We start from the raw sequence: 20,078 nt of genomic DNA on the forward strand, positions 1-20,078 counted from the left end.
AGGCGCCTCACGGCGCGGTGACGTAATGTTATGCGGAATCGACGATAGGACAACCGTCTTGTCGTAGGGAGAGGTATGGGGCCTTACCCGGTAAAGCGCCCGAACACCACTTTCGTCTCCCCGTAGTCCCGCCGCTCGATCTCCTCGAAACCGTCCGGCAGCGTGACTTCGGCGCCTTGCGCCTCTTCCACGATCACGAGGGCATCGGGCACGAGCCATCCGCCCTCGGCGCAGGAGCGCAGGGCTTTGGGCGCGAGGTCCTTGCCATAGGGCGGATCGCAGAAGACCACGGAGAAGGGGGCGTTGGGGGCGGCGTCTCCCATGCGGGTGGCGTCTCGGCGGAAGAGGCGGGTGGCGCCGCCGGCACCGAGGGATTCCACGTTCTCGCGGATGATGCCGCGGGACTGCGCGCCGTCGTCGACGAAGAGCGCGAAGGCGGCCCCGCGCGAAAGCGCCTCCAGCCCCAGGGCTCCGGTGCCGGCGAAGAGATCGAGCACGCGCGCGCCCTCGATGGGGTCGTCATAGCCGTGCTGAAGGATGTTGAAGAGCGTCTCGCGCAGGCGGTCCGACGTCGGCCGGATCGCGTCCGAACTCGGCCCCTTCAGCGAACGGCCGCGCCAGCGTCCGCCCACGATTCTCATAAGTTGGTCCCCACAATCAGAAACTCATCGGAAGCTCTCGTCCCGGAAGTTTGGATCGTAAAGTGGTGCGCATGTTTCCCTCCCCTTGAGGGGAGGGATTAAGGGGGGCGATCGCCTATGAAGGCGGGGCGCCGACACCCCCACCTCCAACTCCTCCCCGCAAGGGGGAGGAGAGCCCCGCGCGCTTTGCAAGCCAGCGTTTCAGGATAAGGTTGGTGTTTCCTCTTGGCTCAACGGCGACCGCGCGGGCCGCCTTTCGAACCGCCCTTGAAGCCTCCCTTCGAGGCCCCGCCCTTGGACGCGCCCCTGGGGCCGCCCTTGAAGCCGCCGCCCTTCGGGCCGCCGCGGGAGGGGGCGTCGCCACGCGGAGGGCCGCGACGGGGACGGTCATCGTCGCCACGGGCGCGGAACGGGCGATCACCCTGCGGCTTGCGCGGGCGGTCCTCGCCTCCCTCGCGGGAGCGGAAGGGGCGCTCACCCTGGCGGGCGCGCGGACGCTCGTCGCCCTCGGACCGGGCGCGGAAAGGCCTGTCGCCGGCCGGGCGACGTGGACGCTCGTCGTCGTGGCGCGACGGGCGCTCTCCACCCTCGCGGCCACGGCGGGCGGGAGCCGCATCGCGGTCGTCGCGACGACGCGGGCGATCCTCGCCGGCAGCGGCGCGGCCCCGGCGTGGGGCAGGCGCTTCCTCTTCCTGCGGCTGGCGCACGAGACGCTCCACGACGACCTTGCGGCCTTCGCTCGACGAGATTGCGCCGACGCGCTCGCGCTGGCGTTCTCCGCTCGCCGCGCGCGCTTCCTTCGGATCCGCGCCGCGGCGCGGAGACTTCCGGCGCGGGGCATCCTCGTCCGTCTCGCCGGCACGCCACACGCTCGTCTTCACATCGAGGCGCGAGGGACGCTTCCTGGGCTCCTCGTCGCGCTCGAACCGGTCGCCGCCACGGCCGCGCGACGGCCGCTCCTCGTCGTCGCGGCGACGGCGCGGGCGCTCGTCGTCCCGGTCGCGGGCGAAGCGCGAGGGGCGCTCGCCGCGGTCTTCGCGGTCCTGCTTCTTGGACGAGCCGAAGGGCGCGATAGGCTCACGCACGGGGCTCTCGAAATCGACGCCTGCCTCGACGGCAAGCGCCTCTCCGAGCTGATCCCTCAGCACCTTGGTGCGCACCTCTTCCACGAGGCCGACCTCGAGGTCGCCGAGCTGGAACGGGCCGAAGGACATGCGGATCAGGCGGTTCACCTGCATGCCGAGATGTTCGAGGATGCGCTTGATCTCGCGGTTCTTGCCCTCGCGCAGGCCCATCGTGATCCACACGTTGTCGCCCTGCATCCGGTCGAGGCGCGCCTCGATGGGCCCGTAATCGATGCCGTCGATGCTGATGCCGTCGCGGAGCTTGTCGAGGTCCGCCTGGTTGATCTCGCCATGGGCGCGCACCTTGTAGCGGCGCAGCCAGCCGGTATCCGGGTGGGCGATCACGCGGGCAAGGCCGCCGTCGTTGGTGAGCAGCAGCAGGCCTTCCGTGTTGATGTCGAGTCGGCCCACCGCCACCACGCGCGGCAGGTCCTCGGGCAGGTTGTCGAACACGGTCGGACGGCCTTCCGGATCGCGCGCCGTGGTGACGAGGCCGCGCGGCTTGTGGAAGAGCCACAGGCGCGTGCGCTCCTTGGCGGGCAGGGGCTCGCCGTCCACGGTGATCTTGTCGGCCGCCGTCACGTTGATGGCCGGGGATTCCAGCACCTGGCCGTTGAGGGTCACACGGCCTTCCGCGATCAGCACCTCCGCGTCGCGGCGGGACGCGACGCCGGCCCGGGCGATGACCTTGGCGATCCGGTCCTCGACGGGCTCCTGCGGCTCGGCCCGCACGACCGGGCTCTCCTCGCGGGCGCGGCGCGGACGGTCCTCGGCCGAGCGGTCGAAGCGGCGCGGGCGCTCGTCGCCGGCGCGGCCGCGGAAGGGTTTGTCGCCGGAAGGGCGGCTCCGGAACGGTTTGTCTCCGCCTTCGCCGCGCGGCCGGAAGGACTTCTTCTCGCCGCCTTCGAAGCGGCGGGGGCGCTCATCGTTGTCACGGCTGCGGAAGGGGCGCTCGCCACCTTCTCCGCGCGGGCGGAACGGCTTGTCACCATCGCGGCTGCGGAAGGGCCGGTCGCCGGCCTCTCGGGGCTTGCGCGGGCGGTCGTCGTCGCCTCGGGCGCGGAAGGGGCGCTCGCCGCCCTCGCGGGGCTTGCGGGGAGGCCTGTCACCCGAGGGGCGGCCACGGTCGGAGCGTCCGGAGGAACGGCCCCTGCGATTATCGTCGTTGCTGTCGGTCATGGGAGCCTGATAGCAGAGGAGTTCCAGAGAAGCGAGGGTTAAGGAGCGAACCGATTGACGGATAACGCCGATCACGAACCTCTTGATCCGGGACGACCGGATCCCATGAGCGTGGCCTTCGACGAGGCCCGCGCCGCCGCCGCGCGCGGGGAGGTGCCCGTGGGCGCCGCCGTCGTCAAGGACGGCCAGGTAATTGCCTCGGCGGGCAACCGTCCGCGCGAGCTGCGGGACCCCTCGGCCCATGCGGAAATGCTCGCCATCCGCCGGGCCTGCGAGGCATTGGGCGACGAGCGGCTCTCCGGCTGCGATCTTTACGTGACTCTGGAGCCCTGCACCATGTGCGCGGGAGCGATCTCCTTCGCCCGGATCCGGCGCGTCTATTACGCGGCTTACGATCCGAAGGGCGGTGCGGTCGACAACGGTGTGCGCTTCTTCGACCAGCCCACCTGCCACCACGCCCCGGAGGTCTATGGCGGGATCCGGGAAAGCGAGGCGGGGGAGTTGCTGAAGGGATTTTTCGAGGATCGGCGCTGAGAGCAGGTGTGAATCAGTGCCCAGGTGACAGCGCGTCCATATCCCGAACGACGTTCAGATCGACACGTCCTGAAATCCCGTCAACTCTGCCGGCATTGCGGTATTGCCAGACACTCCACTCCTTCTGGGGCGGTTTCCAGAAGAGGGAGCGGATCCAGAGCGGTCTTTCCGGCAGGATGTGCTGATAGGCATCCCAGAATTCCGGCGTGACATACAGAACGACGGGCTTGCCCGTATGACGCTCGACAGGTTCGAGGAAGCGATCGATCTCGGCCCTGATGGCCGAGGGGGCCGGCGTGACGTTGCAGTTTCCGCCGAACTCGAGGTCCAAAGCCGCCGGGAGCGAACCTTCGTCCGTTCCAAGCGCATCGAGAAAATTCCTGGCTTGGTCGCTGCCGGGGCGGCAGAACGTGAAGAAGTGATAGGCGCCAACTTTCAGGCCGGCAGCCTGGGCCTCTTTCCAATTCACGGCGAACCGCGTGTCGCGATGATCGCCGCCCTCGGTCGCCTTGATGAAGGCGAAGCTCACGTCGTCACGGGCCACTTTGCGCCAGTCGATCTCTTTCTGGTGGTGCGAGACGTCGATGCCGCGCATGGGATAGGCGGTACGGTCGGGCTCGTAAAACCGGATGTAGAGGATGGCGAGGGCTATGGCGCTCGCGCAGACGATTGCGGGAATGAGAAAGCTGCGGTTGAAAAGTCGCATGAAACGCCGCTCGTAATGTGTTTGGACCCGCGCTCAATAAGAAAAGGCTTCCGGCGCGATGCCGGAAGCCGTGAGAATTCAAGCGGGAATGGCTTTAGAGCATCGGACGCAAATTCGAACTCGCGTCCGATGCTCCAAGCTTTTGTTTTCCTGCATCTTTCCACACAAAACCGGTTCCCACTTTTGCGTTCGATGCATTAGACCACGAAGAGGTCCTTTTCCGTCATCTTCAGCTTCTTATCGAGCGTCGCGAACTGAATCTGCTGCTGCTTTCCTGTGCCGTCGGCATCGTAGAAGAGCTTGCCGGACTTGTTGTCGTAGATGATCCGGTCCGAGCCGTCGTGAGCCTTGTTGCCGATAAAGAAGGCGTCCTTCTTGAGCTTTCCGGCCTTGAGCTTCGTGAAGATCGATTTCGCCAGGTAGATCGTGTCGTCCTTGACGTTGAAGCCGATGATCTTGTCGATGTTGGTGTTCTTCTTCTTGGCCACGGCGGAATCGAAATAGAACGAGTCCGCGCCGGCTCCTCCGCTCAAGGTATCTCGACCTAGTCCGCCGTGCAGAATGTCCGAGCCCACACCGCCTTCAAGGAAGTCGTCGCCGGCATCGCCCGAGAGTTCATCGTCCCCGGCCCCGCCATCGAGCCTGTCGTTGCCGCCGAGACCGTTCACGTGATCATTCCCGGTCGTGCCAGTATAGAGATCGTTGTCTTGCGTCGCGGACCAAGTGGGGGTGTTGGGCATCGAGGGCGTGCTGGGATCTGCCGGGGCTGTTGTTCCCGTACTTCCGTAAACTTCGGTGACGAAAGTGGATGCGCTCATCCAGCTGACAACGAAAGAACCGTTTGCGAGCGGAATGATGGATGGAGCTTGCTGATCTCCATCCGTTGTTCCTCCGACAGGAACAAGATCCTGAATGACCTGACCGGCTGCAGAAACTGCCGCCACATACACATTTTCGTCCGCGCCGACCGCAGCCTGGAACGCGATGGCGAAGCCGCCGTTCGCAAGCGGAGTGACGACAGGAGTGCCGACGAGGTCGGCACCCGGAGCAACGAAATCGATCGGTGCTCCTTGAGCTTGAATATTGGCATTGAAGGTCTGTACCCGGAAGACATGAGTTGTTCCGTTGGCGCCTCCGAGCGCGTCCCACACGGCCACGAACTTGTCGTTCCCGACGGGTGCGAAGCCGGGATGAATATCCAATGCTCCACTGGCAGTGTAAAATGTGACCCAGTCTGAGACCAGGCCTTCAGCTGTATAAGTAGCGGCAAAAAAAATCGGTTGTACCGTTGTCCGTTCTTTCCGCATAGCCCCGGACATATGTCCCGTTCGGCATTACAAATGTTGTATCGCTGGGATACCTGTGGTGAAAGACCGGCGGGGCAATCTGCCAAGCCCCACCATTTGGCTGCGTGAGCAGAGCGCTGTATACGGCCGCGCCGGATTCAACTGTACTCGTATAAAATACGGATGCGCCGCTGTTCGCGTTCGCGAAGACAGAAATGGATCCCGGGTCGACGGCATCAGCGGCGCTGACACGGAGGGTGGCTCCTGCAGAATATTGGGCCTTGTCCAGGACGGTCGCTTCGATGACGCTTTGGCTCCCGCTCTCCTTCTTCCAAGTAACCACAATCCTGCCGTCGGAAAGGCGAGCCGTGTCCAATTCGGTGTATGAAACATTCGTGCCTGACGCGATCAGTTCCTGCCCCCTGATGACCGTCCCGTCCGGCTTGAGGACCGTGCGGTAAAGATGGCCACTCTGATCGCTCCAGATAGCCATGAAGTTTCCGTCGTCGAGGGCAACGAAATCGCCTTTCTTAACAGGAGTTTGGAAGTTGATCTTGTGGGGCAAGGAAACAGCCATCGATAGGCTCCAGCAATAAAAGATTATTGAATTGATATAACATATTATTTCTCGACCGCAATTCGGCTTGTAACGAAGAAGCGTAGCAATGTGCCCTCGCAGATTCCTTTGCGTCAGGCGAACAAATAGATGCTTAAGATTGTAAAAAAGTCTGCAACGCCTCCAGCGTCGCGCTCGGGTTTTCCTCCGCCACGAAGTGCCCTGAGGAGATGCCGGTGCCGGTTGCTTTCGGGGCGAAGCTCTGGTGCCAGATCTCGAGCGGCTGCTTCCTGTCGCCGACGGGGCCGCTGACGAGATAGTAGTCGCTCCAGATCAGGTAGGTCGGGCACTGGATGGTCTTGCCCGCGGCAAGATCCGCTTCGTCGGCCTCGATGTCCTGAGTCGCACCGGCCCGGTAATCCTCGCAGAAGGCGTGGATGCGGGTCGGTTCGTTGCAGCTCTGCCAGTAGAATTGGAGCGCTCGTGGATCGAAGGCGCTGAGATCGCCCGCGGCCGACCATTGCCGCATCAGGCCCTCGAAATAGGGGATCGGATCGCGCCCGATCTCTTCTTCCGGCTTCGGGTAGGCCTGCGAGAGATAGCCCCAGTGCGCTTCCGGAACTTTTCCCGAGCGCATCTCCTCCCACACATGATAGGTCGGCAGGATGTCGAGAAGGGCGAGGCGCTCCACCCGGCCCGGATGGTCGAGGGCGAGCCGGTAGCCCACGCGGGCTCCGCGATCGTGTCCGACGACGGCGAAATGCACATGCCCCAGCGCTTCCATCACCCGGATCACGTCCCGGCCCATGGCGCGCTTGGAATAGGTCTCGTGCTTCGGATCGCCCTTGGGGGCAGCGGACCAGCCATAGCCGCGCAAGTCCAGGCAGACGACCTTGTAGGTCTCGGCCAATGTCGGCGCGAGGTGGTGCCACATGACATGAGTCTGGGGGAAACCGTGCAGCAGGACCAGCGGCTTTCCGTTGCCCTTCGAACGCGCAAAGATGCGTCCCACCTCCGTGTCGATCCAGTGGCTTTCGAAATCGGGAAAGAGATCGTCGCTCATGGAGGGGCGCTCGCTGGTTGGGGGTAAGGACGCTGCGAGAAGGTAGGGCATTTCTTCTCAGTAGGGACCGTCTCCGTTCAGGAAAATGTGGTGCAACTCTAACGAGAGTTTTCTACCGTAGCGTCATCCCTCGATAGAAGTACGCGACGCTCAGCTCAGCTCCGCTCGCGCTCCACGGCGCGCCAGCCGATGTCTTTCCGGCAGAAGCCCTCGGGCCAGTCGATCTTCGATACCGCGTCATAGGCCTTGGCCTGTGCCTCGGAGATCGTGCGTCCCAGGGCCGTGACGTTGAGCACGCGTCCGCCATTGGCAACGATTTTGTCGCCGTCCTGTTTCGTGCCGGCATGGAAGACAATGACGTCGTCCAGCGCTTCTGCCTTGTCGATGCCGCGAATCTCCGAGCCTTTCTCGACGGCCCCCGGATAACCCTTGGCGGCCATGACGACGGTGAGCGCCGCCTGATCCGACCATTGGAGGGAGATGCTGTTCAAAACGCCGTCGCAGGCGGCCAGGAGCGCCGTCACGAGATCGGATTTCAGGCGCGGCAGCAGCACCTGGGTTTCGGGGTCGCCGAGCCGGGCGTTGTATTCGATGAGCTGCGGCCCCTCCTTGGTCAGCATCAGCCCCGCATAAAGGATGCCCGTATAGGGTGTGCCCCGCGCCTTCATGCCGGCGAGCGTCGGCTCGATGATCTCGCGCATGGCGCGGGCCTGAAGCTCCGGCGTCATCACGGCGGCGGGCGAATAGGCCCCCATGCCGCCGGTGTTCGGGCCCTGGTCGCCGTCGAAGACGCGCTTGTGGTCCTGAGCCGTACCGAAGGCGACCGCGTGTGTGCCGTCGCAGAGGGCGAAGAAGCTCGCCTCTTCGCCTTCGAGGAAAGCCTCGATCACCACCTCGGCTCCGGCGGCGCCGAGACCGCCGCCGATCATCATGTCGATGGCGGCCTCGGCCTCTTCGAACGAGGTGGCGACCACCACGCCCTTGCCGGCTGCGAGGCCGTCCGCCTTCACCACGATCGGCATGCCGTAATTGCGGATATAGGTTTTCGCAGATTCCGCATCGGTGAAGCGCCGGTAGGCGGCGGTGGGAATGTTGAACTCCGCGCAGAGATCCTTGGTGAAGGCCTTCGAGCCTTCGAGCTGGGCGGCGGCCCTGCTCGGTCCGAACGCCTTGATCCCCGCAGCCTGGAGATCGTCCACAAGGCCCGCGACCAGCGGCGCCTCCGGGCCGACCACGACGAAATCGACCTTCATCACGCGGCAAAGATCGATGACCGCCCTGTGGTCCGTGACGTCGAGGACCACGTTGGTGCCATGCTGCGCCGTGCCGGGGTTGCCCGGGGCAATGAGAAGGTTGTCGCACAGGGCGCTCGCCGAGAGGCTCCGCGCCAGAGCATGCTCCCGTCCGCCGGACCCGATGAGAAGAATGTTCATGCCTGAGCTCTCCCTGAAGATGCGTGCGCTCTTAGCCCCTACGGGTCTTTGCGCCTAGTCTCGAAAGCGTGAAACCAAGCCTGTTTCGCGGGCGCGGCGAAATGCACAGGGGATAGTTCCGCATTGTGAACGGCTGTTGCGTTCCCGCCCTTGGCAGGCTGTGGCTGGGCGGATTAGGTTCACCTCATGTTCGCAGAAAAAGCTCCCTCGAATGCTCCCGAATGGTCGGTCTCCGATCTGGCGGGCGCCCTCAAGCGCACCCTGGAGGATGCGTTCGGTCATGTCCGCCTGCGGGGCGAGGTATCGGGCTATCGGGGGCCGCATTCGTCGGGTCATGCCTATTTCTGCCTGAAGGACCAGAATGCCCGAATCGACGCGGTGATCTGGAAAGGATCCTTCGCCCGGCTCAAGATCCGGCCCGAGGAGGGGATGGAGGTCATCGCCACCGGGCGCATCACCACGTTTCCGGGCTCGTCCAAGTACCAGATCGTCGTCGAGACCCTCGAGCCCGCCGGCATCGGTGCGCTCATGGCCCTGCTCGAGGAGCGCCGCCGCAAGCTCAGCGCGGAGGGGCTGTTCGCCCAGGAGCGCAAGCGGCCCCTGCCGTTCCTGCCGCGGGTGATCGGCGTCGTCACCTCGCCGACCGGCGCGGTGATCCGCGACATCCTCCACCGGCTGGAGGACCGATTCCCGCGCCGGGTGCTGGTGTGGCCCGTGCGCGTGCAGGGCGAGACCTGCGCGGCGGAGGTCGCCGCCGCCATTCGCGGCTTCAATGCGCTGGAGCCCGGCGGGCGGATCCCGCGGCCGGATGTGCTGATCGTCGCCCGCGGCGGCGGGTCCATCGAGGATCTGTGGGGGTTCAACGAGGAGATCGTGGTGCGCGCCGCCGCCGAGAGCGCCATCCCGCTCGTCTCGGCGGTCGGCCACGAGACCGACACGACCCTGATCGACTATGCGTCCGACCGGCGGGCTCCCACGCCCACGGGCGCCGCCGAGATGGTGGTGCCGGTGCGGGTCGAGCTCATGGCGGCCGTCAACGATCTCTCCCGCCGCCACATGGAGGCGACGCTGCGTCTCGTGGAGCGCCGACGGTCGGATCTGCGCGCCACGGCCCGTGCCCTGCCGACGCCCGAGGCCCTGTTCTCGCCCAAGCGCCAGCGGCTCGACCTTGCGGCCGCCAAGCTCTATCCGGCGCTCGCCCGCAATGCTCGCGGACATGAAGAGCGCCTGCTCAAGGTCGCGCGCCAGTTGGCCCATGTCTCGCCGGTGGCCAATGTCGCCCGCATGCGGGCCCGGCTCGATGCGGTCGGTCCTCGTCCCTACAATGCGGTCTGCCGCTCCGTCCTTCTGCGCGAGGAAAGCCTGAAGCAGATCGGCCGTCGCCTGGTGGTGTCCCGCGAGGCGCTGCTGCGCGCCGAGCGGACGCGCCTTGCGCAAGGGCATGAACTCACCCAGCGCGTGGCCGAGCGTCTCGTGCCGGCGCTGCAGGGGCAGATCGCCCGCAAGGCCGACCGGCTGGAGGCTCTGTCCAAGCTCTTCGACAGCCTGAACTACAAATCCGTGCTCAAGCGCGGCTTTGCCCTGGTCCGCGACGCGGACGGGCAGCCGCTCAACTCGGCCGATGCGGTGCTGGACGGCCGAGCCCTTGTGCTCGAATTCGCAGACGGCAAGGCGGATGCGACCGGCGGGCGGATCGGATCGCGGCCGAGGGTGGCCAAGCCGAAGCTCGTGGTGGCGGAAGAGCAGGGCGCTTTGTTCTGATTGAGGATTGGAATTCCTCAGCTCACCTGCTTATGTGAAGAAAGGCGCAACGCATTTCTCGATGTCATCGATGTTGAACAAGATCGAACGCAGCGGCGGCGAGGCCGTCGTGCAATATCTCGACAGCAACCTTCGGGTCGTGAAGCCCGGAGCCTATGTGCGCTGCGCGGTCACGGGCGTCGAAATTCCGCTCGACGAGCTGAAATACTGGAGCGTCGAAAGGCAGGAGGCCTATGCATCGCCCGAGGCGGTCATGATGCGCATCACGGGTCAGCCCGCGCCTCGATAACGCCCATCGCCGTTCACGTGGCGCGCAAACGCCTCTCGTTGATGCAGCGCAGGAGCAGGTTGCGCAGTCCCGCCTCGTTCTCGATCCGGAGCCGCACGGGCAGGACCAGCAGGTTCGGCCAAGGCTTGGTATCCCTCACCGCCGCGACCCGCGCGAAATCCTTTTCCGTCGTCACGGCCACAAGTCCCCGTGCCTCGGCCTCTTGTTGCAAAGCTGCGAGGTCGGCCGCCGTGTAGCGATGATGGTCGGGGAACGAATGAACGGCTTCGACGATGGCCCCGCAGGCGCGCAGGGTTTCGAAGAACTTGCCGGGCCGCCCGATGCCGGCGAAGGCCAGGACCTTCCTGCCTTCGAGAGACTGGGCGACCTCCGGGGACGGTTCGAGCCTTGCCTCGAACATGCGCTTGTCGCGCCTTGCGGCCTCCTCGGCAATCTTCCTCCCCGGTTCGCCATCGCCGATGATCAGCACCGCATCGATAGCAGGCCATTGCACGTCCATCGGGGCGCGCAGCGGCCCGGCCGGCAATGGTAACCCATTGCCGATCCCGGTCGCTCCATCCACGACCGCAATGGCGCAATCCTTGATCAGTGACGGATTCTGAAGCCCGTCATCCATGATCACGACGGTCGCGCCGGATTCATGGGCCAGCCGTGCCCCGGCCGGGCGGTCGCGGGACACGATGGCTCGGGCGGCCTTCGAGAGCAGGATGGGCTCGTCGCCTACATCGGAAGCCGTATGCTGAGGGGGGCGAACTTGGACAGGACCCGGAAGGCTGCCGCCATAGCCCCGCGACAGGAAGGCCGGGCTCTCGCCCGCCGCATCCAGAATCCTTGCGACCGCCAGGGCCGTCGGCGTCTTGCCGGCGCCGCCTGCGGTGAAATTCCCGATGCAGATGACGGGAAGGTCCGCTCTCTCGCCCGGACGGCTCATCCGTCGCGTCGCGATGGAAGTGTAGATGATGCTCGCAGGGCGCAGCAGGTTGGCCGCCAGTGAGGGGGAGGGGTGCCACCAGAAGCGTGGCGCGCGCATCAGCGGCGCGCCCCCAGCTTCGCCTGGACGATGAAGGGCTCGACCGATTGCATGGTACGGTCCACGGCGCCGCCGAGCACCTGCACGGCCTCTCCGGCCTTGCGGGCCATGTCGCGCGTGAGCGCCGCGTTGTTCAGCAATTCGTTGACGGCCCGGGCCAGAGTGGCGCTGTCCTTCACCATCACGGCGCCCCGCGCCTGATCGAGGGCCTCATAGATCTCGGTGGCGGTATGGACATGCGGGCCATGCAGGATGGCCGCACCCAGCTTGGCCGGCTCGATCGGGTTGTGCCCGCCGACGGGCACCAGGGTACCGCCCATGAGGACGATCGGGGAGAGCCGGTAGAACAGGCCCATCTCGCCCACCGTGTCGACCACGTAGACGTCCGTCGCCCGGTCCGGGTGAATGCCCTCGGAGCGCCGGGCCGCCCGCAGGCTGACCTGACCCGCCAGCGCCGCGACCTCCGGCCCGCGATGGGGATGGCGTGGAGCGATGATGGTGAGCAGCTGAGGATAGCGCTTCGCCAGGGCGCGATGCACGGCGACGATCACGCTCTCCTCTCCGGGATGCGTGCTGGCGGCGAGCCAGACGGGGCGGCCTGCGATCATGCCCGAGAGATGGGCCACCACCCGTGGATCGGCCGGGGGAGGGGCCGCGTCGAATTTGATGTTTCCCGTCACGATCACCCGGGGAGCGCCGAGCCGCGCCAGGCGTTCGGCATCCTCGGAGGTCTGGGCGAGGCACAGGGCAAACCGTTCGAGGAGGCCTTTGATGATGCGCGGCATCTTCTGCCAGCGGCGGTACGAACGATCCGACATGCGTCCGTTCACCATGACGAGCGGGATGTCACGCTCGGCGAGCGCCATGATCGTGTTCGGCCAGATCTCGGATTCCGCGATCAGGGCGAGGTCGGGCTGCCAGTGCTCCAGGAAACGCTTCACGTAACGTGGCACGTCTAGAGGGACGAACTGGTGAATGGCCCCGGGCGGGAGCCGACGGGCGATCAAAGACGCGGACGTCTTCGTGCCCGACGTGACCAGGACTGCAAGACCGCGCTGGGTCATCCGTTCCACGATGGGCAGGAGGGACAGGGTCTCGCCGATGCTGGCGCCATGAACCCAGATCAGGTGGCCCTTGGGCCGCTGCCGGCTGGGGTAGCCCTGCCGCTCGCCGAGGCGCGTGCGGTCCTCGCGCCCCTTGTGCTGGCGCCAGTACAGGAGGCCGAGCACGGCCGGTTCCAGCACGGATACCGCCGTGCGATAGGCTTTGAAGACGATCGGGAAGCTCATGCCCGGGAGCCTTCCATGAGCACGGGATCGGGTTTGGCGCCCGGATCCCTCGATCCGACAAGAGCATAGGCCCGCTCGTGGACCCGGTCGAGTTCGCGTTCGACGGTCTTCCTCAAGGATTCCAGCGTCAGATCGTCCGCCTCGCGCGGCACATGGACCGGCTCGCCGAGCACCATCGCTCCGCGCCCGAAGGGCAGGCCGATACTGGCCTTGTCCCAGCTGTCGAAATCGATGCGTCGGCTCGTGACCACGGCGACGGGTACGATGGGACGGCCGGACAATTGCGCGAGCGTCACGATGCCCTGGCCGCAGACCCGCGAGATCTTCGGGATGTCGGCGGTCATCACGACCATTTCCCCATCGCTCAGGGCCCGCAGCATGGACCGCATGGCCTGGGCGCCGCCCTTCTTGCGGATATCGCGGCCCCGCGCCCCAGAGCCGCGGATCGCCCGCACGCCCAGGTGGCGCAGGGCGACGGCGTTGAACTCGCCGTCGCCGGAGCGCGACACGAGGCTCGCGGCACGGTCCTGCGGCCTTTTGGCGAAATGGATCATGAAGTGCTGCCCGTGCCACATGGCGGCGATCACGGGCATCTCGATCCGGTCATAGGCATCGGCCGGTTCCATGACGAACCGGTTCGTGCGCTGGACGAACTTGAGATAGCCCGCGACGACGAAGCCCAGGGTTTCCTGGACCGCTCGCGACCGGATGATGCGCTTCATGAGACCCATGGCGGCTTGAAGGGTCAGCCGTTCTGCGGATCCAGGAGGCGGTGCAGGTGGACGATGAAGTAGCGCATCTGCGCATTGTCCACGGTCGCCTGCGCCTTGGCCTTCCAGGCCGCATGGGCGCTGGCATAGTTCGGGTAGATTCCGACGATATCGAGCTTGGAAAGATCCTTGAAATCGACGGATTCGAGGCTGCTGAGCTCCCCGCCGAAAACCAGATGCAGGAGCTGCTTGCCAGGCGTGTCGGTCATGGTGATAGGGCTCTTCTGAAGAGTGTTGGAAGGGTTGGGGTCGGTGCGAGCCGACGATGTCAGGCTCTCATGGCTCCAATAGCACGAGGATGCAACCGTGACGCAACGGCAATCATCTCATCGTGAGAGGGCTGGGGCCTGTTATAGACAGGGGTCGAACCATCGAATCCCGTTAGGCGGCCGCCCGCCTCCTGCAGGATGAGGTCGGCGGCGGCGATGTCCCAGTCCTGCGCATTGGCGGAAACGAGCCCGACATCGATGGTGCCGTCCGCCACCCGGGCCAGCCGCAGCGCCAGGGACGGCACCTTGGGCAGGCGCTCGACCGGGCCCATGCGGCGCTCGAACCGGTCCACCAGAGGTTTGGGACCGGCCACCCGGGCGTGGGAGAAGTCGTCGACCTCCGGCAGCGTCAGCCTCTCGCCGTTGCACCAGGCCCCTTCGCCGATCCGTGCTTCATAAAGACGCTCATGGATCGGAGCGTTGAGAATGCCGAGAACGGGTCTTCCGTCCTTGACCAGGGCGATGGAAACGGCCCAGTCGGAAAGCCCGGAAGCGAAGGCTCGCGTGCCGTCGATGGGATCGACGATCCAGACATAGCTTTGTTCGAGGCGCGACGGATCGTCGGCCGTTTCCTCGGAGAGCCAGCCGGCCTGGGGGAACAGCGCAGAAAGATGCTCTTTCAGGAAGAGGTCGAGGGCGATGTCAGCTTCCGTCACTGGAGAACTCTGCCCCTTGTACCAGAGCCTGGCGGCTGTCTGCGCGCCGGCGCGGTAATAGGGCAGGGCCATCTCGCCCGCCCGGAGAGCGGCGTCACGGACGGCAGGTGCGAGAGCGGTGATCGGATGGTTGGAGGAAGACAGCATCGAACCTGAGATGGGGGTTATCGGGAGGAGATACCATAGCCCTCCCGTCTAAACCTTCCCTTTCGACGGGGCTGCTGCTTCTAGATGAAGCAGTCGAGGGTCATGGCCGCGAACAGGATCAGGCCGGCATCCCGGTTGGACCGGAAGAGACGCAACGCGCCCGCACCGTCTGCCCGGTCGATGCGCGCGACCTGCCAGCCCAGGTGGAGGGCGAAGAGGCTCAAGCCCGCGAAGGACGGCCAGCCCGCCCGAGCCAGGGTCAGGGACGCGGTGATGAAGACCAGGGTCAGCGCATAGCAGATGCCGACGCCGAGCTTCACGTTCTCGCCGAAGAAGCGGGCCGAGGACTTAATCCCGGCGATCTCGTCGTCCTCGATGTCCTGCAGGGCGTAAATGGTGTCGTAGCCCACCACCCAGGCGATGCTGCCGAGATAGAGGAGGATGGCGGCCCAGCTCAGGAAGCCGAAGGCCGCGGCCCAGCCCATCAGGGCGCCCCAGGCGAAAGCAAAGCCCAGGACGATCTGCGGCATCCAGAAGAAGCGCTTCATGAAGGGATAGAGAGCGACGACCCCCAGCGAGGCGAAGCCGGTCGCGATGGCGAAGGCGTTGAACTGGAGCAGGACCAGAAGGCCGACGAGGCCCTGAAACGCGAGAAAGGACAGGGCGCCTTTCAGGCTGACCTGCCCCGAGGGCAGAGGGCGCTGACGGGTGCGCTCGACGCGGGCGTCCAGATCCCGGTCCACGATGTCGTTATAGGTGCAGCCGGCCCCGCGCATGGCCACGGCGCCGATCAGGAAGAGGAGGCAATGGACCGGGTTCGGCCAGGGCTGTCCCGCCGCGACGGCGGCAAGCGCCGCCGACCACCAGCAGGGCAGGAGAAGCAGCCACCAGCCGATGGGCCGCTCGATGCGGGCAAGGCGCAGATAGGGCCGGAGGCCCGGGGGTGCCCAGCGATCGGCCCAATGGCCCTTCACGGCATCGGGCAGGGAAGGCGCGCCGGGACGCTCCATGGCTTTCAAGGACCCGGCTTAGAGGGCACCCTTCGGGACGCTCAGGGTGCCGGTGAGGCCGCCGCCCATCTTGCCGGCGGCACCGCCCTGCTGGGCCTGCTGCTTGGCGCGCTTCTCCATCTCGGCCATCTTGGCGGCCGCGCCGCAGGCCTGACCCTTGAACTGCTGGGACCGCTTATGGTCCTCGGAGAAGCTCTGGACCAGCTGGTCGGGAACCTGGCACCAATCCTTGTTGTCGGTCATCCACTTCTGGCCGGCCGCTCCGTTCGTCACGAGCTTGCTGAAGATGGTGCAGGCCTCCCGCGGGTCGAGCTTCTTGTTCTTGCCGCCGTTGGTGAGCTTGTTGATCTGCTGGATGAGGCCCTGGCGTTCCTGCAGGATCTTCTGCCCTTCCTGGCAGGCGCTCGACTGCGCAAAAGCAGGAGCGGACACGAAAATGCCGGCGACGGCCAACGCAGCCAGGATATGCGAACGGATGTGCGTCATGCCCAAAATTCCCTCGTTTGGCACGCGACGTCTCGCGCGCCTGTGTTCTGTTAACAGGTTCGGAGCCTTGAGGCCAAGAGGCGAATGGTCGCCTAAAGCACAGCCTGTGCCATCCCGCACCTGAATTTTTGGTGACCAAGACGGCCGGCCCCCTCCCTCGGGGCGGAGGAACTTGATACAGGGGAGGCTGTTCAGCACAAGATCCCCATGGCCGAGTACGACTTCAACGCTCCCCGCCTTTTCGTCGACGCGCCCCTCCGGGCCGGGTCCAGGATCGCGCTCGACCGGGGGCAGGCCAATTACCTCCTGAACGTCCTGCGCCTAAAGGCGGGGGAAACCGTGCTGATCTTCAACGGGCAGGACGGGGAGTGGCGGGCCGAGGTCGCGGTCGAGGGGCGCAAGGCCGCCGATCTCGTCTGCGTGGAGCGGACCCGGGACCAGGAGGCTGCTCCCGACATCATCTATGCCTTCGCGCCGCTCAAGCATGCCCGGCTGGACTATATGGTCCAGAAAGCCGTGGAGATGGGGGCGGGCGTTCTGCAGCCCGTCCTGACTCGTCGGACCCAGGCCACCCGGGTCAACCTCGACCGCATGCGCAGCAACGCCATCGAGGCCGCCGAGCAATGCGGAATCCTGGCGATCCCCGGGGTGCGGGAAGAACAGGATTTGGAACGTTTTCTCAAAGGCTTGGAGAAGGATCGGCTGGTCGTCTTCTGCGACGAGAACGCGCCCGTTTCCAACCCGGTCGAAGCCCTGGCCAAGCTTGGGAACAAACAAGCTGGTCTGGCCGTTATCGTGGGCCCCGAAGGGGGGTTCACCGATCAGGAGAGAGCGCTTGTCGCCGCCCACGAAAGTTGTGTTTGCGTATCGTTGGGTCCGCGAATCCTGCGAGCTGACACAGCCGCTGTGGCCGCGCTGGCAATCGTTCAGTCCGTGCTGGGCGACTGGAACTGATCACGCCGGCCGACAAAGACTGAAGCCGATCAGCCTATAGATTCAGAAGCTTAGCAGTTTCACGGCGATTCGCCCCAATCTGGCCCTATTGCGCCGGAGTTTGGGCGCGATCGCCGCAGGCCGGTCCGCACGCGCGAAGATCATTTCTGAATAAGAACAGAGGATACCAAGGAAATGAGCTGGGATTTCAAGTTCGGCATCGAGGAAGAGTACTTCGTCAACGATGCGCCGAAACGGGATATCGCCAAGGGGAAGATCAAGGAATTCTTTGCCGCCTGCCGGGACAGGGTCTCGGGCGACATTCACCCCGAAATGCTCGAGCCGCAGATCGAGATCGCCACCAAGCCCGTGCTGGAATTCTCCGAGGCCCGCAAGCAGCTTGCCGGGCTCCGGTCCTCCGTGGGCGCCGTCGCGCGCGAGTTCGATCTGTCCATCATGGCCTCCGGCACCCATCCGCTCGCCGTCTGGTCGCGGGTCCGCCCCACGGCGCAGCCGCGCTACGGGAAGGTCATGCACGACCTGCAGATGCTCGGCAGCCGGAACGTCCTGTGCGGCATGCATGTCCACGTGGAGGTGCCTGAGCTGAGCATGCGCGTGGACATCATGAACCGGATCCAGCCCTACCTGCCGCTGCTGCTCGCGCTCTCGACCTCCTCGCCGTTCTGGCAGGCGCAGCGCACGGGCCTTCTCGGCTACCGGCTCGCGGCCTATCGCGAGCTGCCGCGCACGGGTCTCCCGGACCTGTTCGAGAACGAGCAGGACTACCAGCGCTACATCGACACCCTCGTGGCCGCCCGCGCCATCGAGAATTCCAGCTATGTCTGGTGGGTGATCCGCCCGTCGCTCAAGCATCCGACCCTCGAGCTGCGCGTGGCCGACAGCTGCACGCGCCTCGACGACACCATCGCGATCGCCGCCCTCTACCGCTGCCTCGTGCGCCACTTGAGCCTCGACACCACGCTCAACGCCGGCCAGACCGGCGCCTCGCGGGCCATCAACGACGAGAACGGCTGGCGGGCTCAGCGCTACGGCATCCACGGCAGCTTCGTCGACGAGAAGACGCGCACCGCCAAGCCCGTGCGGGAACTCCTCGACGAGACCCTTGATCTCGTGGCCGAGGACGCCAAGGCGCTCGGTTGCCAGCGGGAGCTCGATCTCGCCCGCTGGATCGTGGCGCGCGGCACCAGCGCCGACCAGCAGCTGACGCTCTATACCGAAGCGGTCGGCCGCGGCCTGTCGAACCGGGACGCGCTCGCCGGCGTGGTTGACTGGCTCAGTGCTGAGACGATGGGAGAAACGGGGATCCGGCACTAGCGGATCGCATGGACCTCGGCGAGGGCGACAGCGCCCTCGTCGTTTTGTGCTTGGGTCCCTCATTGCGCCTTGGCCTTAAGCCCCTTATTGAGTCCCGACCCTGAGTCGGCGCGCCTTGAACGCGCTTTTTGATGAGGTGATGCATGGCGCGGGACGTATCCGATACGACCCCCATTGGTGCGCGGTCGGAGCTCGTGGACTGGATCGCCTCCGGCGAGAAGCCGCGGGACGCTTGGCGGCTCGGCACCGAACACGAGAAGATTCCGTTCTACACGGCCGATGCCACGCCCGTTCCCTATGACGGGGCTAAGGGCATCCGCGCGCTCCTGGAGGGCCTTCAGGTGCGCACCGGCTGGGCGCCGATCATGGAGGAGGGCCATCCCATCGGTCTCGCCGACGAAGTGGGCGGCGGGGCGATTTCGCTCGAGCCGGGCGGACAGTTCGAACTGTCGGGCGCGCCGCTCAGGACGCTGCACGAGACGGCCCGCGAGACGGCCCAGCACATCGCCGACGCGAAGGCCGTCGGGGAGGGACTCGGCCTCGGCTTCCTCACCCTCGGCATGAGCCCGCTCTGGACCCGCGCCGAAACTCCGGTGATGCCGAAGGCGCGCTATCGCATCATGACGAACTACATGCCGAAGGTCGGCTCGCTCGGCCTCGACATGATGTACCGCACGTCTACCGTGCAGGTGAACATGGACTATGCGTCCGAAGCCGACATGGTGAAGAAGCTCCGCGTGTCGCTTGCGCTTCAGCCCATCGCCACGGCGATCTTCGCCAACTCGCCGTTCACGGAGGGCAAGCCCAACGGCTTCCTCTCCATGCGTTCGCAGATCTGGCGCGATACGGATCGCGACCGCACGGGCATGATGGCTTTCGCGTTCGAGGACGGCTTCGGCTACGAGCGCTACGTGGACTGGGTGCTCGACGTCCCCATGTATTTCGTCAAGCGCGACGCGACCTACCACGACGTCGCCGGTTCATCCTTTCGTGACCTGTTCGCGGGCAAGCTCGCGCAATTGCCGGGCGAGCGCGCCACCCAGTCCGACTGGGCGAACCACGTCTCCACCGTCTTCCCCGAGGTGCGCCTGAAGCGCTATCTCGAAATGCGCGGCGCGGACGTGGGCAACGTCGAGCATATCGTTGCCTTGTCAGCATTCTGGACCGGCCTGCTCTACGACGAGGCGGCGCTCGACGGGGCATGGGAGCTGGTGAAGAACTGGACTGTGCAGGAGCGCGAGCAGCTGCGCGCCGATGTCCCCAAGCAGGCCTTGAAGGCAAGCATCGCAGGACGCTCCGTGCAGGATGTCGCCCGCGATGCGCTGGCGCTTTCGCGCGAAGGCCTCAAGCGGCGCGGCTATCTCGATGCGGCGGGCCAGGACGAGACACGGCATCTCGCCTACGCGGAAGAGATCGTCGCCTCGGGCCGCACGCAGGCCGAGCGGCTGCTGGAGCTTTACCACGGCGCGTGGAGGCAGTCGGTCGTTCCTGCCTTTAGGGAATGCGTGTTCTAAAACTTTGTCTTCCCTTGCAAAGCGGGGTCTATCCCGCCCTCTTTGTAAAGGAGAAGGCAAAGAATGG

General features: G+C 65.6%; 20 protein-coding genes. 6 read left to right on the plus strand and 14 right to left on the minus strand.

The features are described from left to right. Positions 1-83: 83 nt before the first annotated feature. Positions 84-641 carry a 16S rRNA (guanine(966)-N(2))-methyltransferase RsmD gene (gene rsmD, locus DDF70_RS12600; protein WP_114945208.1) on the minus strand — a complete coding sequence of 186 codons (558 nt, stop codon included), beginning with the start codon at positions 639-641 and terminating at the stop codon, positions 84-86. Positions 642-871: 230 nt separating this feature from the next. Then, positions 872-2,944: a pseudouridine synthase gene (locus tag DDF70_RS12605; RefSeq protein ID WP_114945209.1), complete on the minus strand. Its 2,073-nt coding sequence runs from the start codon at positions 2,942-2,944 to the stop codon at positions 872-874. Between the two features lie 105 nt (positions 2,945-3,049). Here DDF70_RS12605 and DDF70_RS12610 point away from each other — a divergent pair, with 105 nt between their 5' ends. Continuing rightward, positions 3,050-3,478: a nucleoside deaminase gene (locus DDF70_RS12610; RefSeq protein WP_114945242.1), complete on the plus strand. Its 429-nt coding sequence runs from the start codon at positions 3,050-3,052 to the stop codon at positions 3,476-3,478. A 13-nt stretch (positions 3,479-3,491) separates the two neighbouring features. On the opposite strand, the gene DDF70_RS12615 is transcribed toward DDF70_RS12610, so the two are convergent. From DDF70_RS12615 to purD, 5 genes are all read right to left on the minus strand, one after another. Continuing rightward, complete coding sequence (locus tag DDF70_RS12615) at positions 3,492-4,184, minus strand: GH25 family lysozyme (RefSeq protein ID WP_114945210.1); 693 nt, start codon at positions 4,182-4,184, stop codon at positions 3,492-3,494. Positions 4,185-4,381: 197 nt separating this feature from the next. Continuing rightward, entirely contained in the window at positions 4,382-5,386 is a 1,005-nt protein-coding gene (locus DDF70_RS37360) for a calcium-binding protein (protein WP_205772421.1), read from the minus strand. A 46-nt stretch (positions 5,387-5,432) separates the two neighbouring features. After that, positions 5,433-6,047: a hypothetical protein gene (locus DDF70_RS12625; RefSeq protein ID WP_114945211.1), complete on the minus strand. Its 615-nt coding sequence runs from the start codon at positions 6,045-6,047 to the stop codon at positions 5,433-5,435. Between the two features lie 133 nt (positions 6,048-6,180). Beyond that, positions 6,181-7,089: an alpha/beta fold hydrolase gene (locus DDF70_RS12630; RefSeq protein ID WP_170316066.1), complete on the minus strand. Its 909-nt coding sequence runs from the start codon at positions 7,087-7,089 to the stop codon at positions 6,181-6,183. Positions 7,090-7,244: 155 nt separating this feature from the next. Continuing rightward, positions 7,245-8,522, minus strand: a complete 1,278-nt coding sequence (gene purD / locus DDF70_RS12635; RefSeq protein WP_114945213.1) for a phosphoribosylamine--glycine ligase — start codon at positions 8,520-8,522, stop codon at positions 7,245-7,247. Between the two features lie 186 nt (positions 8,523-8,708). On the opposite strand from purD, the gene xseA reads away from it, so the two are divergent. Next, the gene (xseA, locus tag DDF70_RS12640; RefSeq protein WP_114945214.1) at positions 8,709-10,283 is read left to right on the plus strand and encodes an exodeoxyribonuclease VII large subunit; all 1,575 of its coding nucleotides are present in this window, start codon (positions 8,709-8,711) and stop codon (positions 10,281-10,283) included. Positions 10,284-10,353: 70 nt separating this feature from the next. Then, a complete protein-coding gene (locus DDF70_RS12645; RefSeq protein ID WP_114945244.1) occupies positions 10,354-10,572 on the plus strand; it encodes a DUF2093 domain-containing protein in 219 nt (72 codons plus the stop codon). 13 nt (positions 10,573-10,585) lie between these two features. On the opposite strand, the gene lpxK is transcribed toward DDF70_RS12645, so the two are convergent. The 7 genes from lpxK to DDF70_RS12680 all read right to left on the minus strand — a co-directional run bounded on the left by lpxK (position 10,586) and on the right by DDF70_RS12680 (position 16,229). Further along, on the minus strand, positions 10,586-11,602 hold the full coding sequence (gene lpxK / locus DDF70_RS12650; RefSeq protein WP_114945215.1) for a tetraacyldisaccharide 4'-kinase: 1,017 nt from the start codon (positions 11,600-11,602) through the stop codon (positions 10,586-10,588). Beyond that, positions 11,602-12,891, minus strand: a complete 1,290-nt coding sequence (locus DDF70_RS12655) for a 3-deoxy-D-manno-octulosonic acid transferase (RefSeq protein ID WP_114945216.1) — start codon at positions 12,889-12,891, stop codon at positions 11,602-11,604. Before DDF70_RS12655 ends, lpxK begins: the two co-directional genes overlap by 1 nt. Further along, complete coding sequence (locus tag DDF70_RS12660; protein WP_114945217.1) at positions 12,888-13,622, minus strand: lysophospholipid acyltransferase family protein; 735 nt, start codon at positions 13,620-13,622, stop codon at positions 12,888-12,890. The genes DDF70_RS12655 and DDF70_RS12660 overlap by 4 nt, the downstream gene beginning before the upstream one ends. Before the next feature lie 14 nt (positions 13,623-13,636). Then, positions 13,637-13,870, minus strand: a complete 234-nt coding sequence (locus tag DDF70_RS12665; RefSeq protein WP_009763868.1) for a DUF4170 domain-containing protein — start codon at positions 13,868-13,870, stop codon at positions 13,637-13,639. Positions 13,871-13,929: 59 nt separating this feature from the next. After that, on the minus strand, positions 13,930-14,733 hold the full coding sequence (locus DDF70_RS12670; protein ID WP_114945218.1) for an inositol monophosphatase family protein: 804 nt from the start codon (positions 14,731-14,733) through the stop codon (positions 13,930-13,932). Positions 14,734-14,813: 80 nt separating this feature from the next. Next, the gene (gene ubiA, locus DDF70_RS12675; protein WP_114945219.1) at positions 14,814-15,743 is read right to left on the minus strand and encodes a 4-hydroxybenzoate octaprenyltransferase; all 930 of its coding nucleotides are present in this window, start codon (positions 15,741-15,743) and stop codon (positions 14,814-14,816) included. Between the two features lie 18 nt (positions 15,744-15,761). Next, positions 15,762-16,229, minus strand: a complete 468-nt coding sequence (locus tag DDF70_RS12680) for a hypothetical protein (RefSeq protein WP_114945220.1) — start codon at positions 16,227-16,229, stop codon at positions 15,762-15,764. Between the two features lie 207 nt (positions 16,230-16,436). Here DDF70_RS12680 and DDF70_RS12685 point away from each other — a divergent pair, with 207 nt between their 5' ends. The 3 genes from DDF70_RS12685 to DDF70_RS12695 all read left to right on the plus strand — a co-directional run bounded on the left by DDF70_RS12685 (position 16,437) and on the right by DDF70_RS12695 (position 20,011). After that, on the plus strand, positions 16,437-17,183 hold the full coding sequence (locus tag DDF70_RS12685; RefSeq protein WP_114945221.1) for a 16S rRNA (uracil(1498)-N(3))-methyltransferase: 747 nt from the start codon (positions 16,437-16,439) through the stop codon (positions 17,181-17,183). A 174-nt stretch (positions 17,184-17,357) separates the two neighbouring features. Continuing rightward, positions 17,358-18,497: a carboxylate-amine ligase gene (locus DDF70_RS12690; protein WP_114945222.1), complete on the plus strand. Its 1,140-nt coding sequence runs from the start codon at positions 17,358-17,360 to the stop codon at positions 18,495-18,497. A 143-nt stretch (positions 18,498-18,640) separates the two neighbouring features. Then, entirely contained in the window at positions 18,641-20,011 is a 1,371-nt protein-coding gene (locus tag DDF70_RS12695; protein WP_114945223.1) for a glutamate--cysteine ligase, read from the plus strand. Positions 20,012-20,078 lie beyond the last annotated feature (67 nt).

Origin of the sequence: Microvirga calopogonii, assembly GCF_003347665.1 — a bacterium.
Lineage (GTDB): Bacteria > Pseudomonadota > Alphaproteobacteria > Rhizobiales > Beijerinckiaceae > Microvirga > Microvirga calopogonii.

Bases quoted from the DNA above. Each gene is read 5' to 3' on its own strand.
- rsmD (WP_114945208.1), bottom strand. From the start codon at position 641: ATGAGAATCGTGGGCGGACGCTGGCGCGGCCGTTCGCTGAAGGGGCCG.
- ubiA (WP_114945219.1), bottom strand. From the start codon at position 15,743: ATGGAGCGTCCCGGCGCGCCTTCCCTGCCCGATGCCGTGAAGGGCCAT.
- DDF70_RS12625 (WP_114945211.1), bottom strand. From the start codon at position 6,047: ATGGCTGTTTCCTTGCCCCACAAGATCAACTTCCAAACTCCTGTTAAG.
- DDF70_RS12665 (WP_009763868.1), bottom strand. From the start codon at position 13,870: ATGACCGACACGCCTGGCAAGCAGCTCCTGCATCTGGTTTTCGGCGGG.
- DDF70_RS12630 (WP_170316066.1), bottom strand. From the start codon at position 7,089: ATGAGCGACGATCTCTTTCCCGATTTCGAAAGCCACTGGATCGACACG.
- DDF70_RS12680 (WP_114945220.1), bottom strand. From the start codon at position 16,229: ATGACGCACATCCGTTCGCATATCCTGGCTGCGTTGGCCGTCGCCGGC.
- DDF70_RS12615 (WP_114945210.1), bottom strand. From the start codon at position 4,184: ATGCGACTTTTCAACCGCAGCTTTCTCATTCCCGCAATCGTCTGCGCG.
- DDF70_RS12690 (WP_114945222.1), top strand. From the start codon at position 17,358: ATGAGCTGGGATTTCAAGTTCGGCATCGAGGAAGAGTACTTCGTCAAC.
- purD (WP_114945213.1), bottom strand. From the start codon at position 8,522: ATGAACATTCTTCTCATCGGGTCCGGCGGACGGGAGCATGCTCTGGCG.
- DDF70_RS12660 (WP_114945217.1), bottom strand. From the start codon at position 13,622: ATGGGTCTCATGAAGCGCATCATCCGGTCGCGAGCGGTCCAGGAAACC.
- DDF70_RS12695 (WP_114945223.1), top strand. From the start codon at position 18,641: ATGGCGCGGGACGTATCCGATACGACCCCCATTGGTGCGCGGTCGGAG.
- DDF70_RS12645 (WP_114945244.1), top strand. From the start codon at position 10,354: ATGTTGAACAAGATCGAACGCAGCGGCGGCGAGGCCGTCGTGCAATAT.
- DDF70_RS12605 (WP_114945209.1), bottom strand. From the start codon at position 2,944: ATGACCGACAGCAACGACGATAATCGCAGGGGCCGTTCCTCCGGACGC.
- DDF70_RS12610 (WP_114945242.1), top strand. From the start codon at position 3,050: ATGAGCGTGGCCTTCGACGAGGCCCGCGCCGCCGCCGCGCGCGGGGAG.
- xseA (WP_114945214.1), top strand. From the start codon at position 8,709: ATGTTCGCAGAAAAAGCTCCCTCGAATGCTCCCGAATGGTCGGTCTCC.
- lpxK (WP_114945215.1), bottom strand. From the start codon at position 11,602: ATGCGCGCGCCACGCTTCTGGTGGCACCCCTCCCCCTCACTGGCGGCC.
- DDF70_RS12655 (WP_114945216.1), bottom strand. From the start codon at position 12,891: ATGAGCTTCCCGATCGTCTTCAAAGCCTATCGCACGGCGGTATCCGTG.
- DDF70_RS12685 (WP_114945221.1), top strand. From the start codon at position 16,437: ATGGCCGAGTACGACTTCAACGCTCCCCGCCTTTTCGTCGACGCGCCC.
- DDF70_RS12670 (WP_114945218.1), bottom strand. From the start codon at position 14,733: ATGCTGTCTTCCTCCAACCATCCGATCACCGCTCTCGCACCTGCCGTC.